Source organism: Weizmannia sp. CD-2023 (genome assembly GCF_036225245.1).
Taxonomy (GTDB): Bacteria; Bacillota; Bacilli; order Bacillales; family Bacillaceae_C; genus Weizmannia; species Weizmannia faecalis.
The window spans coordinates 1-16,711 of the sequence record NZ_JARTJQ010000094.1 but is presented as its reverse complement, the minus strand read 5'-3'; the positions used below and the strand labels follow the sequence as shown (position 1 = coordinate 16,711).

The 16,711-nt window shown below is 48.1% G+C and carries 14 protein-coding genes and 1 other annotated feature; of the genes, 1 reads left to right on the top strand and 13 read right to left on the bottom strand.

The annotated features are described in order from the left end of the window. From P9687_RS13960 to P9687_RS13910, 11 genes are all read right to left on the bottom strand, one after another. A partial coding sequence (locus tag P9687_RS13960) for a type II secretion system F family protein (RefSeq protein ID WP_328228515.1) occupies positions 1 to 905 on the bottom strand: 905 nt, incomplete at its 3' end. Then, positions 892 to 1,944 carry a type IV pilus twitching motility protein PilT gene (locus tag P9687_RS13955; protein WP_019720868.1) on the bottom strand — a complete coding sequence of 351 codons (1,053 nt, stop codon included), beginning with the start codon at positions 1,942 to 1,944 and terminating at the stop codon, positions 892 to 894. The genes P9687_RS13955 and P9687_RS13960, both read right to left, overlap by 14 nt. Before the next feature lie 9 nt (positions 1,945 to 1,953). Beyond that, positions 1,954 to 3,615 carry a GspE/PulE family protein gene (locus P9687_RS13950; RefSeq protein WP_046720690.1) on the bottom strand — a complete coding sequence of 554 codons (1,662 nt, stop codon included), beginning with the start codon at positions 3,613 to 3,615 and terminating at the stop codon, positions 1,954 to 1,956. A gap of 45 nt (positions 3,616 to 3,660) precedes the next feature. Continuing rightward, entirely contained in the window at positions 3,661 to 5,106 is a 1,446-nt protein-coding gene (locus tag P9687_RS13945; RefSeq protein ID WP_035188271.1) for a VanW family protein, read from the bottom strand. A 16-nt stretch (positions 5,107 to 5,122) separates the two neighbouring features. Further along, entirely contained in the window at positions 5,123 to 5,851 is a 729-nt protein-coding gene (locus P9687_RS13940; protein ID WP_046720689.1) for a PRC-barrel domain-containing protein, read from the bottom strand. 26 nt (positions 5,852 to 5,877) lie between these two features. Next, a complete protein-coding gene (locus P9687_RS13935; protein ID WP_168986066.1) occupies positions 5,878 to 7,623 on the bottom strand; it encodes a hypothetical protein in 1,746 nt (581 codons plus the stop codon). Between the two features lie 127 nt (positions 7,624 to 7,750). Further along, positions 7,751 to 9,397: a polymer-forming cytoskeletal protein gene (locus tag P9687_RS13930; RefSeq protein ID WP_017551076.1), complete on the bottom strand. Its 1,647-nt coding sequence runs from the start codon at positions 9,395 to 9,397 to the stop codon at positions 7,751 to 7,753. Continuing rightward, positions 9,394 to 9,903, bottom strand: coding sequence for a prepilin-type N-terminal cleavage/methylation domain-containing protein (locus P9687_RS13925; protein WP_035188277.1), 510 nt, complete (start codon positions 9,901 to 9,903; stop codon positions 9,394 to 9,396). Before P9687_RS13925 ends, P9687_RS13930 begins: the two co-directional genes overlap by 4 nt. After that, positions 9,900 to 10,319 (bottom strand): prepilin-type N-terminal cleavage/methylation domain-containing protein, encoded by a 420-nt coding sequence (locus P9687_RS13920; RefSeq protein WP_035188280.1) that lies wholly within the window; start codon positions 10,317 to 10,319, stop codon positions 9,900 to 9,902. Before P9687_RS13920 ends, P9687_RS13925 begins: the two co-directional genes overlap by 4 nt. Positions 10,320 to 10,437: 118 nt before the next feature. Next, positions 10,438 to 11,760, bottom strand: a complete 1,323-nt coding sequence (locus P9687_RS13915; RefSeq protein WP_061577100.1) for a bifunctional folylpolyglutamate synthase/dihydrofolate synthase — start codon at positions 11,758 to 11,760, stop codon at positions 10,438 to 10,440. Between the two features lie 62 nt (positions 11,761 to 11,822). After that, entirely contained in the window at positions 11,823 to 14,468 is a 2,646-nt protein-coding gene (locus P9687_RS13910) for a valine--tRNA ligase (protein ID WP_168986067.1), read from the bottom strand. Positions 14,469 to 14,523: 55 nt separating this feature from the next. Continuing rightward, positions 14,524 to 14,752, bottom strand: a binding site (T-box leader). Positions 14,753 to 14,894: 142 nt separating this feature from the next. Between P9687_RS13910 and P9687_RS13905 the strand changes: the two genes are divergently transcribed. Further along, positions 14,895 to 15,086 (top strand): hypothetical protein, encoded by a 192-nt coding sequence (locus P9687_RS13905; protein ID WP_014097848.1) that lies wholly within the window; start codon positions 14,895 to 14,897, stop codon positions 15,084 to 15,086. 16 nt (positions 15,087 to 15,102) lie between these two features. On the opposite strand, the gene ysxE is transcribed toward P9687_RS13905, so the two are convergent. Further along, positions 15,103 to 16,119, bottom strand: coding sequence for a spore coat protein YsxE (gene ysxE, locus P9687_RS13900; protein WP_052123258.1), 1,017 nt, complete (start codon positions 16,117 to 16,119; stop codon positions 15,103 to 15,105). A 198-nt stretch (positions 16,120 to 16,317) separates the two neighbouring features. Next, positions 16,318 to 16,711, bottom strand: a 394-nt coding sequence (locus P9687_RS13895) for a LysM peptidoglycan-binding domain-containing protein (protein WP_328228909.1), incomplete at its 5' end; no start/stop codon positions are given.

The window sequence follows — 16,711 nt, the reverse complement described above, 5'->3', positions numbered from 1 at the left end:
GACGTGCGAAATGTGGGTTCGACGATCGCCTCCACGATCGACAATGCCTGTAAAATCGGCACGGAACTGGAAAACAACGAGCTCAATGTCCGCGTCATCCGGGCAATGATCGATTTTTGGACGAGCTTGCCGAAAATCGGGAATTTGAGCAACGCATAGTCCAAATAAAATTTACTCGTTTTGTTTTTGCGCAAAACGACCAGCAGCACGTACACCCCGATCAAAATCAGCACGACGAGCCACCAGTAGTGCTGCATAAACCCGCTTGCCGACAAAACAAGGCGCGTAACCGCAGGCAGGCTGGCTTTATAGTTTTTGAGCATCGATACAAAGGTCGGGACGATTTTTACAAGCATAAAAATGACGACAACAATCGCCATCACCCCGACAAAAGCCGGATACGTCAGCGCCGACCTTACCTTTTGCCTTGTGCGGTGCTGCTTTTCGTAGTAGGTTGCGAGCCTTTCCAATGTACCGTCAAGATTGCCGCCCGCTTCACCGGCATAAACCATATTAATGAACATCGGGGTAAACACTTTTTTATGTTTTGCGGCCGCCTGGGAAAGCGGAATCCCGCCACGCAAATCTTCCTCGACGGCCAAAAGCGTTTTCTTTAATGTTTTGCTGCTCGTCTGGCTGGCAAGTATGTTTGTAGAATCGACGACGGTTACGCCGGCTTTCAGCAGTGTTGAAAACTGGCGGAGGAAAATGACAAAATCCTGCAGTTTCACCCTGCCGCCGAGACTGATTTCCATCGTCATTAACGTTTCCGGCAGCTCATTGATTTGGAGCACGCGGACGCCTTGCCCGCGCAGCTTTACCAGCGCCTCCCGTTTCGATTCGGCCGTGACGACGCCGTTTTTCTTCCCGGCTTTTGTCCTTCCCTCGTACTTAAATCGTGGCATTTTGGACAATCTCCTGTAAATAAGGTTCCGCCGCTTCTTTGGAAATCGCGCCCGCTGCAAGCAATTCCTTCACATCGGTTTCAAGCGTGTGCATCCCGAGTGCGCGGCTCGTCTGCAGGACATTCACGATCTGGTGAACTTTCTCATTGCGGATCAGATTGGCAATGGCCGCGTTGTTGACGAGCACTTCCGTGGCCGCCCTCCGCCCTTTGTTGTCGGCTGTCGGAAAGAGGCGCTGCGAAATAATTCCAACTAAAACATTTGCCAGCTGGATGCGGATTTGCGCCTGCTGGGACGGCGGAAAAACGTCAATGATTCGGTCAATCGTCGACGGCGCGCCCGATGTGTGCAGCGTACCGAGGACAAGGTGCCCGGTTTCCGCTGCCGTAATCGCTGTATGGATCGTTTCGAGATCGCGCATTTCCCCGACTAAAATCACGTCCGGGTCCTGCCTGAGTGCCGCGCGCAGGCCGTTCGCAAAGTTTTGCGTGTCAAACCCGACTTCACGCTGGTCAATGATGCATTTTTGATGTTTATGTAAATACTCAATCGGGTCTTCAAGCGTAATAATATGTTTGTGCAGCGTTTTGTTCATATGGTCGATCATGGCGGCGAGCGTCGTCGACTTTCCGCTTCCGGTCGGCCCTGTTACCAGCACTAAGCCATGCGGTTTTTCCGTGAATGCATACAATACAGGCGGCAGATGCAGTTCTTCAACTGTCGGGATCGCAGTCGGGACAACGCGGATCGCCAGCGACACGCAGTTGCGCTGCCGGTACACATTGATCCGGAAACGGGATACGCCCGGGATGCCGTAAGAAAAATCAAGCTCCCCGCGTTCCTGGAAAACCGGCCACATGGTATCGGAAATGATCGCTTTCGCCATTCCTTCCGTCATTTGCGGCGTCATTACTTCTTTTCCGTAACGTTTCAGCTGGCCGTTTAAACGCAGTATCGGCGGCACGCCAACGGATAAGTGAAGATCCGATGCTTTCAGTTCAAATGCTGAGCGAAGCAAGTATTCAATTTTTTCCTTCATTCTTTTCACCTACTCCGGTAGGGCGACGCGCAACACTTCTTCGGTCGTTGTCAGCCCCTGCTTTACCTTTAGTAATCCGTCGTCGAGCAGAAAAATCGTTTTATTTTGGATCGCATATTCCCTTAATTTGGATAAAGGTTCCCCGTTCATAATCCCGCGCCGGATGTTTTCATTGATCACCAGCAGTTCCTGGATCGCCATCCGCCCTTTGTATCCGGTCATGTTGCAGTTTCCGCATCCGCGGCCGCGGATAATTTTTTCAATTTTGATGCCGCGTTTTTTAAAAATTTCTATTTCCCGTTTTGTCGGCACCTGTTCTTCTGCGCAGTCGCGGCACACTTTGCGCACGAGCCGCTGCGACACGACACCGCTGAGTGAGGTGGCAACGAGAAACGGCTCAACGCCCATGTCTATTAATCTTGTAATTGTGCCGAGCGCATCATTGGTATGCAGCGTACTTAAGACGAGATGGCCGGTGAGGGAAGCGCGGATGGCAATTTCAGCCGTTTCCTTGTCACGGATTTCCCCGACCATGATAATATTCGGGTCCTGCCGCAAAATCGCCCGCAGCCCTTTGCCGAACGTCATGCCGACCGCCGGATTGACCTGAATTTGGTTGACGCCTTCAATCTGGTACTCCACCGGGTCTTCCACCGTAATGATATTCACCTGTTCATCATTGAGATGGTTTAGGGCCGCATATAAAGTCGATGACTTCCCGGAACCGGTCGGCCCTGTGATCAAAATGATGCCGTTCGGGCGGTGGATCAGCTGCGTAAAACGCTTGAGATTCAGCTTGTTAAAATCGAGCTGGCGGATATCGTGGATGGCTGTTGACAGATCCAAAATCCGGAGCACGATTTTTTCCCCGAATACGGTTGGCAACGTCGATACCCGGATATCAACGGGATGGAAATCGACGTCAATTTTAATGCGCCCGTCCTGCGGGATGCGGTGTTCGGTAATATCGAGATTTGCCATAATTTTAATACGCGCCACAAGCACGCTTTGCATCGATTTCGGCAGCACCCGTTCCGTCCGCAAAATCCCGTCAACACGGTAACGGACGATAAACTTTGTTTCCTGCGGGTCCAGATGGATATCGCTCGCCCGCATTTGGACGGCATTTTGCAAAATCTGGTTGACGAGCTGGACGACAGGCGAATCTTCTTCCCCCGGACCGGTTTCAGCCGCCTCTTCCTTTTCAGCAATGCCGTCCAGCAATTCTTCCATATTGTCATCGAGGTCGTAATACTTATGGATCGCCCGCAAAATATCGTCTTTCGAGGCAATCGCCGGTTCAATGCGGAAGCCGGTCGATAGCCGCAAGTCATCGATCGCATTAAAATCCATCGGGTCCGCCATTGCGACAAACAGTTTATCCCCGTCTTTTTTGAGCGGAATAAGAAGATTTCGTTTCGCCATTTCTTTCGGCACAAGGTTCATGATGCTCTGGTCAAAAGGATAGCGGAAAAGGCTGATGTGCGGGATGCCGAGCTGGAATTCGAGCGCTTCAATGAGCTGCTGCTCGGTAATCAGCCCGCGCTGAAGAAGCGCATCGCCCAGTTTTTGGCCCGCCGCTTTTTCCTTCAGCACCTGTTCCAGCTGTTCTTCTGTAATCAACCCTGCATCCACCAATAAATCGCCAAGCCTTTTTCGCACTTGTTTCATCCGAATTCCCCCGCTTTATCTGTCATGTCCCGGGCCTTTCTTATGTCAGCTTTTGCTGTCCGCCCCGTTATCCTTGCCGTCATGCGTACCGGTGCTGTCATTTGAAGTTTCAGCTTTTGTGCTGGTAGTGTTTTCGCGATCCTTTGAAGTCTCAGCTTTTGTACTGGTACTTTTTTCGCTCTTTTTTGAAGCCTCTGTACCGGCACTTTTTTTGCTTTTTGAAGTCTCTTTGCCGGCACTTTTTTCGCTGCCTTTTGAACTGCTGCCACTTGTTGACGTGTCCGTTTCATGACCAGAACCGTTATCTGTTTCCGATGAGCCATCCGTATTTTCCGCTTGTGCCGGAATGCCTTTTGCAACGATTTGTGCCACCGGCGGATAAAAATCTTCCGCCAACAGCACGGATTTCAGCAGGCCGTGATTCTGGCTGTAAATATTGCGGAACACCTTGGCATAATAACCCGCTTTTCCGGCTTGCAAGACAACAGACTGATCTGCTTTTAAAGCAGGATGATATTGCACGGTTGTTTCGGGGTCGATCGTTTTTTGATCTTTCAGCACCATTTTATAGTTTTCGAGAAAAGGCCGGCCTGCCACAGATACGGAAAAAGTACCGTTTCGAGCCGTGAATTTCAGCTGATAAGCGGTTGGGTTCGGGTTGACAAAAGAGAAATCCAGCTTACCTTTCACCACTTTTGCTTCTTTTCCAAGCGTTGCATAGTACGGCAGTTCGTTTCCCGTATTGCGTTCAATGATTTCGAAATTGGTCGGCAGCACCGCCCCGTATATGGCGGTTGCAATCATGCTGAGTGCTTCATTTGAAAACGAAGCGCCTGTTTTTTCCGCTGTTTTGAATAAGGAAAACATCCCGTGCGCAGGAATGTTGACTTGCGGAAACTGCTTTGCCCAATTTTCGAGTTCTGTTGCTTCCGCAAGCGAAACATTTGCTACTGAACCTTTTGATACTGTCGTTTCTTTTTCATTTCCGTCCACGGCATAACCGGACAAATCAAAGGAAAGATTGGCAGTCTCAAGCCGGGCGGCGGCGTGGCATATGGCCATGTCGAGCCGGGCAATATCCACGTCATCCGGGCTGACGTCGGGAAAAGACTTTGAGACCAGGTCCCGAAGCCTATTATGGTCAAGCGTGACAACAAGCGGCGCGGCCTCGCCGTTTTTTACCCGAACCATGCTTTCTGTTACGGAAAAATGCAGCTGTTCAGCCGGAAGCTTCACCGTTTTTGCCAAATAGACGATTTCTACCGGATTGGACGCCTTCCATTTCTGAACGGCAGATGATAATTTTTGCTGTGCCTGCTCTTCCGTCAGCCCGGACAGCTGTATTCCTCCGGCTATAGTGCCCTGCGCATATTTTTCTTTATGTCCGAATCCGTTCGCAATGGCCAAAGCCCCAAAATGTGAGAAACTGAATATAAATGCTGTGCTGATCAATAAGATCGTAAAAACTTTTAAATACCGCTTGTTTCCCACACTTCAGCGCCGCCTTTCATTCATCAACATGCATGGACAACTCGACAAAAACACCCGGACCGGCCTCCTGTGCCCGCTTAATGTCTTCTTCAGACAAAACCGTTCCTGCCGCGATAACCTGTTCCCCGTTTCCCGCGTAAATGTCTTTTACCGCTTTCTTTCCTTTTAAAAGTTCCACTTGTTTTGCCCGGAGTGCCTCCATTCCCTCTTCGCCCGGTTGTTCAAGCTCTTCTTCTACTTCTTTTGTCAGCAGTTTTTCAGGATCATCAAGAAAATGGCCGGGTGCCTCCTCTTTCACAACGACAATATCTCTCCCGTACGTCATCACAAAATCAGCAGAAAGGATCGTTTCCGACTCGCCTGTTTGCAAAACAATCCCTAAAATTTTGCCCGTATTTTCATCCGCGTAAAATTCTTTTACTTCGCCAACCAGTTCCCCTTTCCGGGTCATCACTTTAGCCCCGACAATGCGGATTTTTTTGTTGACGAGCTGGTCTGCGATCGGAATTTCATTTAAATCGATGACAGCCCTGTCGCTTTCCACGGTGACCGCATACTCGCCGATTCCGACCACTTTTTTGAACGGAATTGCTTTTACAGTTACTTGCCAGTCTTCGTGTTCGATCGTTAAAAAATCGACGGATCCTTTGTCCGGGTTAATGACAAAAGACTTTACTTTTCCGATTTCAGCGCCTTCAGAAATGCTGATGATCGGCTGGCCCAAAATTTGCGTGCTTTTTTTCATCTACCTCACACCTGTTTCTTCATGGATTATTGACCGTATTTTGTCCTTAAAAAATCGATTTCTTCGCGGATGACCGGGTATTCTGCATAGGTTTCCGCCAAGTCTTTCAGCAGGGCTTGCAGCTTGCCAAATTGTTGTTCAGCTATGTAATGTTCGATCAGAAGGCTTGCAAAGGTGAAATAATCTTCCGGTGCAAGCTGCGGGTGCAAATGCGCTTTCACTAGCTGTTCGTACGCGTCAGCCGGTTGCGTAAGACGGTAAAGGTTCAGTTGTTCCACTAGCACCCCAAGCAATTGCTTTTGAATAGGTGTTGTCTCGGTTGGCACGGATGCTAAAGTGTCTGATGCTTCCTCAACGGCAGGGTTGCCTTTCGGTTCCATTGCTTTCTCACCGACAGAATTGCCTGCCGATTCCGCTTCGTTTGCGGCAACCGTTTCGCCCGTACCTGCGCCGCTTTCGCCTTGTCGTTCCCGTCCCTGGCCCGCTTCCGAATAGAACTTTTCGGGCTCTGCCACCTGGCCGGTTTCCTTGTCAGGCATCACGTCGATTTCTTCTAGTTCGTCTCTGTCCTCACCTTTCGCACCGCCAACTGTTTCATTTTCCGCATGCAGTTTTTCAAGTTGCCCGGCATCATGGAAAGGAATCACATCAATTTCTTCCCCCTTAGACCCGCCGGCTGCTTTATCCTCTGCATCCAGATTCAAATTTACGACTTGTTCAGTTGGGTTAGTTTCTTGGACAGGCGCCAAACTGATTTCTTCCGGTTCGTCTCTGTCTTCACCTTTCGCACCGCCAACTGTTTCATTTTCCGCATGCAGCTTTTCGGGTTGCCCGGCATTGTCGGCTTCGTGCAAAGGTATTACATCGATTTCTTCCAGTTCGTCCATGGCAGGCATGTCTGTCCCGGAAAGTTCAGCAGGTGCTTCCGTTTTCTTTTCAAAAGAAAGGAGCGGGATCTCTTCTTGTTCAACATATTGAACATCTTCAGAACCGGATGGTGTTCCCGGCCCAGTTGTAGCACCAGCTTCAAAATCCTGGTCATCCGCCTCTTTTGCAGCTGCCACGTCCAAAGGTTTGATGTCCGGGCTCTCCGCTTCCGCCACCCATTCTTCAACTTCGTACATTTCCGGCAAATGATCCGCCTTATTTTCTTCATTTGCTTCTTCAATCATTTCCAGACGGTTTTCAAGAAAATCAATTTCTTCTTCCCCGGAGAGTTCTGCCGCCTGTTCGTTTGCCGGAAGAGCGGTTTCCGTTTCATTTCCGGCCGCAGTATCGTCCAGTTCTTCCCATTCGGGTTCATCCTTTTCTTCCCGTTTTGGTGGTGTCTCTTCTATTTCAGGTCCCAACCCGTTTTTCTCCGGCAAAATCTCTCCCGTTTCAGGAACTGGAGCACTTTTTTCAGCCGGAAGAACAGCGGCATTTGCGGCAGGCGAGACCAGTGCTGCCGGTCGATTTTTCCGCGCCACCGCCATCTCTTCCTGCTCCTCCCATACTGGAAATTCGTCTGCATCGTTATCCTGTCCAGCGAACAAAAATGCCAGCTTTTTTTCGAACAGATAGGCCACACAAAGCACGAGCAAAAAAGTAATTAAACTGCTCTCCCATAGTGGAACTACACTGCCTGCCAAAATGCCGAAAAGCGCCAGCAAAAAAGCGGTGCCGGCCAGCACAACCACACCTTTTTTAGAAAAGCCGAAAGAAAAAAAGACAAAAAATGCCATCACACATAAAAATCCAATTACGGCAAACGCCGCAGTGAGAAGATTCATCATCCCACCTCTGTTTCTATCAGAGTACAAAATTCCCAGAAAAACCAATTGTCGAAAATCAACTAAGACTATTTTATTATAAATCTCGGCGAATGGGAAGATTGTACTGCATCTTTTTACCTGTCTCTTACTGGACTGATGTATTGATTTCTTTCAAAGTCACTTTATTCACTGTCGGGATCCCTTTCGGCGGGTTTAAAATCATATCTTTTTTAAAATTAACGGTGAGTCTGGACTTTGCAGGATCCGCAGGCTGAGGGTTTTGAAATTCCAATTCATATCTTTTGAAAATTAACCATTCATAGGTTAACTTATTTATCGTCCAGCCCCTTGATGCACTTAAACCAATCGTATTCCCATAGATACCGCCATTAATTTTTAAATTTGATCCGATGCCATATATAAATAAGTCACGATTTGAGTAGAGATAAGCATCAATCACTTTTGGACGGTCTTCATACAAATTATTGTTGGCCAACTTAATATTTCCATCACAAAGTAAAATAAGCGTGCCGCTACTGTTCGAGAAATTTTCGACATCTGCGTCTCCTCGTACATAAATGCTGCCGTTTGTATTGACATCCCCGCTGCTCGTAAGGGACCCATTGACATACATCACCCCGTTTAAATTCAATGCTGAAACCTCACTCAATGTCGCATTCCCGGCAATATAAATATACTGATTTTCCCCTGTCGACAGCACTCCGTTTAAATTAGCGCCACCGCCTACATAAATTTTGCCTTTTACTGTTAATTTCCCTTTGACAGTCAAATCATCTTTTACATAAAGATCCCCATTTACAGTCAGGCTTTTGTTTTCCCCAACGGTTAAATCATCGCCGACGTACAAGTTTCCTTTTATTGGTTGACTGCCAACCTGGCTGGGTGTTACATCATAGCCAAAAGCGTTCCCATACTTGTCTGTATTATAGGAATAATTGGAATTTATTTTTATATTTTCCGGCCATCCCAGCAGCTTAGCTGTAATCATATCGCCTACATTTATTTTATCAACCGTTAACTGACGATTTTTCACAACCGGAGCAACAGAAAAGTAGCGGCTGAAGCTTTCAGGTCCAAATGGCTTCCATGAATCAAATGTTCTTGCCGGATGCTGATCGGCCTCAAAATATCTTCCCTTCACTGTTAACGTCCCATTGATTGCTGGATAGTAAGTTCGTATATATTGCGTGAACCCTAACCAATCAACATATTTCCCGTAGTTTGAAACATACAGATCCCCCCCGATATTCACATCTCCAATAATATAAGGAGACCCGTACAAATACATATTCGACGGTGTCACGGCTGTATATTGAAAAACGTCCGAGACAGTGGAAAGCGTCATCACCTTTGTTAACGTTTTTCCGGACTTTCCGATTGGCACTGTTATGGTGACTTTGCCCAAAACAATGCCATCTGGTGCTGTCCCGTCTTTCAATGTTTTATATGCGATGCTGCATTTGCCGTTTTTCTGTTGCTGTATGCTCGTTATGGCTGCCTGAAGCATGCTGATCAGCTGGCTTGGCATGACAGTACCGTTCGCAATGGTACTATTGATGCTGTCAACTTGTTTCTCAATTAAAGCAGTCGCTTCATCCGCTACCATTTCCGCATTTAATTTATCCTGTGTGCCCGTTTCAGATACTTTTACTGTTTTAAAAGTGCTGACGGATGCGGATACGAGTGAAACGGTGATAATCGCCGCGACTGCGAAAATGAGAAGAACGGTCACAAGCGTATATCCCTTCTCTTCTCTTAAAACATGCATCATTGATTCCCCTCTTCGCCCAGTTTATAAGCGGCATAGATCTTTTTCTCAAAATGATTTTGCGTGTCTTTTATTACAAAATGGCATATCAGGCTACCATTCTCAACCGTAAAAGTTGTCCCGTCAAGTGAAATGCCATCGCTGTTTACAATCGTGCCTCCTACCGACAAGTTCCCGTCTGATACAGCGATTGTCTTGTCTGTTGAACTTTCCTGGTAGGTGCCGTCACTTCCAACATTTATATTGACATCCACTGCTTTGAAACGGGTAAAAGTCCCGTCATCATTTTCGTCATCAGGTTCAATGTCGTCCACATTTTCCATTGCGCTGTTCATGTATTGCAAAATAGCCGTTTGTTCTTTGACAAAATTTTTACGTGCCATGTCGCTTTTGGATTGGGTGATCACCGTATTTAAAACGGCATAAATGACCCCGATGATCATAAATGAAATGGTAACAGCCGCCAGTAATTCTACTAAAGTGAGCCCTTTTTCATTCCGGCATTTCATCTTTTCACATACCCTTTCACTTCAACCGGTTTTAGACGATTTCCACTGTCGACTTTTACTTTGACCAGCAGGAGGCGGTCAGAAAGGGAAGAATCCGCCGGAAGGGAAACGGACACATATGCCTTATAACCGGAAATTTCCGCAGCGCTATCAAGCCCTAAAACCGATTGAATATCAGCTTGTTGTGTGGTGTTCGCCATCTGCTGCACTTCATTAAAGTTTTTTTTCTGGTAAGCTCTTAATATCCCGGTTGCAATTTGCAATGCAGACAGCGAGTCATCCGCTTTCTTTGTCACGCCCGCATTATTGGCCAAAATGGAACCCACTGTGAGCATCACAATCGCTAAAATCGTAATCGAAGCGAGCACTTCGACAAGTGTAAATCCCCGGTTGTTTTTAAAAAGGGGTTTTTTCATAACAACCTCCGCTAAGTATTTTGTCCTGCGTCTTATTTCCTATAAAACTTATTTTATCAAAAAGCGCCGGGAAAGTAATTCAACAAATAGAACAAATAAAAAAAAGGGCAGAACTTTTTCAGCTCTGCCCGTTCCTTTCTGATTGGCCCAAAATGTATTTCCGGACTTTCGAAATAAAGTATAAAGACCCCGTAATGACTAAAACATCTCTTGAGCCTTTCATTTCTTTTATTTTAGCAAGTACGGTTTCTTTCCAATCCTCCGAAAATGATTTATTTTGATGATGGCTTATCTTATACAACATCTCTGCCGGAATCGCTCTTGGAAAATCAAAAGTTGTGAAAATGATTTCGTCTGTTTTGTGGTCGAGTTTCGGAATCATGTGATCCAAGTCTTTGTCGCCAAGTGCGGAAAAAATCATGTGAATGTTTTTCCCGCGCAGATGGGTGTCCATTGTTTCGATCAGGCTGTCAATGCCTTCCGGGTTGTGGGCGCCATCGATGATAATGAGCGGGTCATCCAGCAGTTTTTCAAATCGGCCGATCCACTTGCTGAGGAGAAGGCCTTTTTCCAGTGCATGCTGCGGGATGCGAAAATGGTGGATATGTCTTAACAGTTCTGCCCCCATAACGGCAAGCGCGGCATTGTAAATCTGATGGCGCCCCATCATGGCGATCGACAAGCAGTCATAGGCGCCGTACGGAGAAGCAAAGCGGAAATGTTCACCAGTTAGATCCCCACCAATCTCCGCAAAAGAAAATTCCTTTCCGGCACGGAAAAGCGGTGCCTTTTCTTTTGCCGCTTTTTCTTCAATTACCGCCAGCGCATCAGGCAGCATGGCTGTTGTTGCAACCGGCACCCCGTGTTTGATAATGCCCGCTTTTTCAGAGGCGATTTCTGCAATCGTATGGCCAAGCACATTCATATGGTCATGGCCGATATTGGTAATCAGGCTGACAAGCGGTGTGATGACGTTTGTGGAATCAAGCCTGCCACCAAGGCCGACTTCATAAATAACGATATCCACCGGCCGGATGTCGGCAAAATACAAAAGTGACATCGCTGTAATGACTTCAAACTCTGTCGGTGCACCGAATGCTGTGTGCTCCAGTTCTTCTGCAAGCGGGCGGATCTCGTTTGTAAGCCGGATGAGGTCTGCATCTGACACCGGCGTTCCGTTTATGCTGATCCTTTCGTTAAACTGCTCAATATACGGGGAAGTAAAGGTGCCGACCGTATAGCCTGCCTGCTCTAAAATATTCCGCAAAAAGGTGACGGTCGACCCTTTTCCGTTCGTCCCGGCCACGTGAACCGTCCGGATTTTTTGTTCCGGGTGGTGCAATTTTTCCATCAGCCACTGCATCCGTTCAAGCCCCGGTTTCATCCCGAATTTCGAGTGGGACCGGATCCAGCCAACCGCTTCTTCATAGGTTTCAAACATATACCTTTCCTCCCGTATGCAAGGAAGACGAATCCGTAAAGAATTCGCCTTCCACCCTTGTATTACTGGTTTTCAAGTTCTTTGATGCGCGCTTCGACGGTGCTTCGTTTTTCAAGATAGTCTTTTTCTTTTGCCCGTTCTTCGGCAACGACATTTTCCGGCGCTTTTTTCAGGAACCCTTGATTGGACAGTTTTTTCTGGACGCGTTCGACTTCTTTATTCCATTTTGCCAACTCTTTCCGGAGCCGAGCCAGTTCTTCTTCAAAATTAATGAGTCCTTCAAGCGGCAGGAACAGTTCGACGCCGGAAACGACTGCAGTCATGGCTTTGTCCGGTGCCTCGAGGTCAAGCCCCATTTTCAATTCATCCGGGTTGCAGAAACGGGTAATGTACGCTTCGTTTCGTTTTAAAGCCGCTAGGACCGTTTCGTCTTTCGCTTTCAAATGCAGTTTGATTTTTTTGCTTAACGGCGTATTCACTTCCGCGCGGATATTGCGGACAGAACGGATGATGTCGACAAGCAGTTTCATTTCTTCGCTGGCCGCTGCATCTGTAAGGCTTTCGTCCACTTCCGGCCACGCGGCTGTTGTGATCGATTCCCCTTGGTGCGGAAGGTTTTGCCAAATTTCCTCGGTAATAAATGGCATGAACGGGTGCAAAAGCCGCATCGTATTGTCAAGCACATACGCAAGGACCGAGCGCGTCGTTTTCTTCGCTGCTTCATCTTCGCTGTAGAGCGGCAGTTTTGCCATTTCGATGTACCAGTCGCAGAAATCGTCCCAGATAAAATTGTAAAGTGCGCGCCCGGCTTCGCCAAATTCGTATTTGTCCGCCAGTTTTGTAACGGTTTCGATCGTCTCGTTCAAACGCGTTAAAATCCATTTGTCAGCGACTGATTTTTCACCGGACAGATCCATTTCTTCGTATTTCAGCCCGTTCATGTTCATGAGTGCAAAACGGGAGGCGTTCCAAATTTTATTGGCGAAATTCCAGACCGCTTCAACTTTTTCGTAACTGAAACGCAAATCCTGACCCGGTGCGCTGCCGGTGGTAAGGAAATAGCGGAGCGAGTCCGCACCGTATTTGTCGATGACTTCCATCGGGTCGACGCCGTTGCCGAGCGATTTGCTCATTTTCCGCCCCTGCTCGTCGCGGACAAGACCGTGGATCAGGACGTCTTTGAACGGGCGCTTGCCGGTAAACTCAAGCCCCTGGAAAATCATCCGCGATACCCAGAAGAAAATGATGTCATAGCCAGTCACAAGCGTATCAGTCGGATAATAACGCTTGTAGTCTTTCGCTTCTTCATCCGGCCAACCCATTGTCGAAAACGGCCAGAGCGCCGAGCTGAACCACGTATCGAGCACGTCCGGATCCTGTTCCCAGTTTTCAATGTCGCGGGGCGGCTCGGTGTCAACATACACTTCGCCGGTTTCTTTATGGTACCAGGCCGGAATCCGGTGGCCCCACCAGAGCTGGCGCGAAATGCACCAGTCGCGGATATTTTCCATCCAGTGCAAGTATGTTTTTTCAAAGCGTTCCGGCACAAAATGGACTTTTCCTTCCGACGCCTGCAGTTTTACCGCAGCATCAGCGAGCGGCTGCATTTTCACAAACCATTGCGTCGACAAATACGGTTCGACAACCGCGCCGCTCCGTTCGGAATGGCCGACCGAATGGAGATGGTCTTCCACTTTGACAAGAACGCCGAGTGCTTTCAAGTCCTCCACAATCTGTTTGCGGCATGCAAACCGGTCCATCCCTTTGTATTTTCCGGCATTTTCATTCATTGTGCCGTCCTCGTTCATCACAAGGATGCGTTCGAGATTGTGGCGGTTCCCGACTTCGAAGTCGTTCGGGTCATGGGCCGGCGTAATTTTTACGGCACCGGAACCAAATGTCATGTCCACATACTCGTCTGCGATAATCGGAATTTCGCGGCCGACGATCGGCAATACAATCGTTTTCCCGATTAAATGTTTGTAGCGTTCATCATCCGGGTGGACAGCGACCGCCGTATCACCGAGCATCGTTTCCGGGCGCGTTGTTGCGATTTCGATCGTGCCGGAACCGTCGCTTAACGGGTATGCCAGATGGTAAAATGCGCCCTGCACCTCTTTGTAGACGACTTCAATATCGGAAAGCGCCGTTTTCGTTTCCGGGTCCCAGTTGATGATGTACTCGCCACGGTAAATCAAGCCTTTTTTATAAAGCGAAACAAATACTTCTTTTACAGCTTTTGACAGCCCTTCATCGAGCGTAAAACGTTCGCGCGAATAATCGAGCCCAAGGCCAAGTTTTGCCCATTGTTTGCGGATAAATTGAGCGTATTCCGCTTTCCACTTCCATGCTTCTTCCGTAAACTTTTCGCGGCCGAGGTCATAGCGGGATTTGCCTTCTTCACGCAGTTTGGCTTCCACCTTTGCCTGTGTTGCAATCCCGGCGTGGTCCATCCCCGGCAGCCAGAGCACATCATAGCCCTGCATCCGTTTCATCCGGGTTAAAATATCCTGTAAAGCCGTATCCCAGGCATGGCCGAGGTGGAGCTTCCCGGTTACGTTCGGCGGCGGAATCACAATCGTGTACGGTTTCTTTTCCGGGTCGCCTTTTGCTTCGAAAAATTTGCCGTTCACCCACCATTCATAGCGCCCTTTTTCAACAGCGTGCGGATCGTATTTGGTCGGCATGCTGATGTCCTGCTGTTCCATTTGCATCATTCCTTTCTGCTTTTTTTACGGATAAACACAAAAACTCCCTTCGCCATAAAAGGACGAAAGGAGTCTGTTCGCGGTACCACCTTTTTTCACGGGCAAACGGATGCCCGGCACTCTCGGGTCAGTAACGGCACTTCGCCGGCTTTTGCTACTTTCGGTTTCACAAAAGCTACTCCCGGGCGACCTTCCAGCCTGTTTCGCATAGGAAATCTTTCAGCAGCTGATTTCCCTCTCTGCATGGAAACAAAATCTGTACTCTTCCCGTTCATTGTACTTTGATTTTTGAAATTGACTATAGTTTATGGTATCGGTTTTTGTGAAAATCGTCAATAGCATTGCCCATTTTTAGAAAAAATATGCGGCGGATGCACTGATCCGCCCGCTTTTCATACATTATTTTTGAGGGATAGGTGGATGATGATGAAGAAAAAAATTGACAAACAGGCCGTCCGTACATGGGCGCGGAATGCAAAAAAAGTGTGCAAGCAGCTGATTCTTCCGTTCTCCGTCTTTCAGGCCATCCGTACGATTATTTTTCCGACCACGTTTGACGTTCTGCTGCTTGCCATATTTATTCTCATTTATCTCGGGTTTCAGTATGAATGGTTTTAGTGGCCGGTCCTGCTTTTCATGACGCGGGGGCGGCCCCTTGTGACAACTGCATGACGACATACTCGGTATTTTTCATTCGCCAGTACTTTTCCTGCAGTTTCGCGACTGCTCTCGCTTCATGGCGTTTTCCTTCATTTGCAAAGTATTCCTCCACGGTTTGGATGATCGGCGCGGGATAAGCGAGATAGCTGAAAAATAAGCTCTTTTCATCTTCTTTCAGCGGAAAATAGCTAAAATAGGTCTTTACCCAGTCCACGCAGTCGTCAAACCGGCTCGGATAGGAATCGAGTGTCCGCGACAAGAAGGGAAGCAAGTCATAAAAAGGCGCAGCGTTTTTCGCCAGTTCGAAATTGGTGAAGTAGCCGAGCCCGCGTTCATCGTACAAAAAATGCTCCGTTGAAATTTTTCCGTGGATGGTCACCGTTCTCGCTTTCTCCATCTCTTTCGATTGTTCATACCAGTTTTCCAGCTGCCGGATCGAGAATTTGAGCGCCTGGTTCGTTTCATTGTAAAAGGTGCAGTACAACAGGGCAAACGGGGACATATAGACCTGCTCTTCACACCGTTCAAGGAACTCTTCCAAAAAATCTTGCTGCCCGTACCAGCGGGAAAGGGTTTCTTCATAGTATTCCCGCCGTTTTTCTATTGAGACCTCCGTATCTTTGACGGACAAGCTGTGCAGGCGTGCGAGTTCCCTGAACATTTTTTGATGTTTCTCGCCGCGTGCTTCTTTTTCTTCATTTGGCAGCCAGGGCATTAAATAGTATAATGCCCCGTTATACAGCACCCCGTAACGGCCGTCCAACGCGGGATAGACCGGGACAATACGGTTGTATCCCCGCTGGTACAGAGACTGGACATGCCGGATAAATCCCATCCCGTTTTGCGGTGCAATTTTTTTTAAAGCAAAGATGCCCTGGCCGGTATAAATTTTATACACTTTTCCGTACCGCCCGACATATTCAGCGTTCAGGCCGTAATGCTTTACAATCCGATTGATGTCCTGCTGCGAAAGGTCAGTCACCCGTTTCACCTTCTTAGAGCGCTTCTCCTGAAAAATAGGCGCTTGCTCATTTTCATTCCCCCGCTGCGCCGCATTCGCCGCGGTTTGAACATAGGCGCAGTCTAGGTTAAGAAAAGCTCGTTTTACACGCTTCCTTACGCAGGCGCTTAGCCCCTGAATTTCAGATGCATCCTTCACCTAGACGCCCGTAGCTGTGAATGCTCCGGTTCAGTGATTTTTTTCGGCGCGCGCGTTGGCGGGAACGTACAGCACTTGCCCCTCATATACATCCTGGTTCACTTCCAAATGGTTCATCCTTAAAATCTGCTGGACATTGATATTGTATTTTTCAGCAAGCTGGTCGAGCGTCTCCCCGCTTTGGACGATGCAAACCTTTAACTTGGCAGGCTTTTCTTCATCTCTCCGGGCAAAAAAGTCGGCAAGCGAAATAGATTCGTATTTTTGCTTCTTTTTCTTCTTGGCAGCCGAATCCTTTTCTTCCGGCACTTCCTCTATTTTCTCCCCGCTTTCCGGCGACTCTTCCACAATCGTTTCGCTGCTCGCCACAGAAGAAGATTCATCTTTTTCAGGCCATTCTTGCTTGAGATAAGCAGAAGATTCA

Excerpts from the sequence above, each read along its gene's own strand:
- P9687_RS13920 (WP_035188280.1), bottom strand. The coding sequence starts at position 10,319 with ATGAAAAAACCCCTTTTTAAAAACAACCGGGGATTTACACTTGTCGAA.
- P9687_RS13915 (WP_061577100.1), bottom strand. The coding sequence starts at position 11,760 with ATGTTTGAAACCTATGAAGAAGCGGTTGGCTGGATCCGGTCCCACTCG.
- P9687_RS13925 (WP_035188277.1), bottom strand. The coding sequence starts at position 9,903 with ATGAAATGCCGGAATGAAAAAGGGCTCACTTTAGTAGAATTACTGGCG.
- P9687_RS13955 (WP_019720868.1), bottom strand. The coding sequence starts at position 1,944 with ATGAAGGAAAAAATTGAATACTTGCTTCGCTCAGCATTTGAACTGAAA.
- P9687_RS13930 (WP_017551076.1), bottom strand. The coding sequence starts at position 9,397 with ATGATGCATGTTTTAAGAGAAGAGAAGGGATATACGCTTGTGACCGTT.
- P9687_RS13935 (WP_168986066.1), bottom strand. The coding sequence starts at position 7,623 with ATGAATCTTCTCACTGCGGCGTTTGCCGTAATTGGATTTTTATGTGTG.
- P9687_RS13905 (WP_014097848.1), top strand. The coding sequence starts at position 14,895 with ATGAAGAAAAAAATTGACAAACAGGCCGTCCGTACATGGGCGCGGAAT.
- P9687_RS13950 (WP_046720690.1), bottom strand. The coding sequence starts at position 3,615 with ATGAAACAAGTGCGAAAAAGGCTTGGCGATTTATTGGTGGATGCAGGG.
- P9687_RS13910 (WP_168986067.1), bottom strand. The coding sequence starts at position 14,468 with ATGGAACAGCAGGACATCAGCATGCCGACCAAATACGATCCGCACGCT.
- P9687_RS13940 (WP_046720689.1), bottom strand. The coding sequence starts at position 5,851 with ATGAAAAAAAGCACGCAAATTTTGGGCCAGCCGATCATCAGCATTTCT.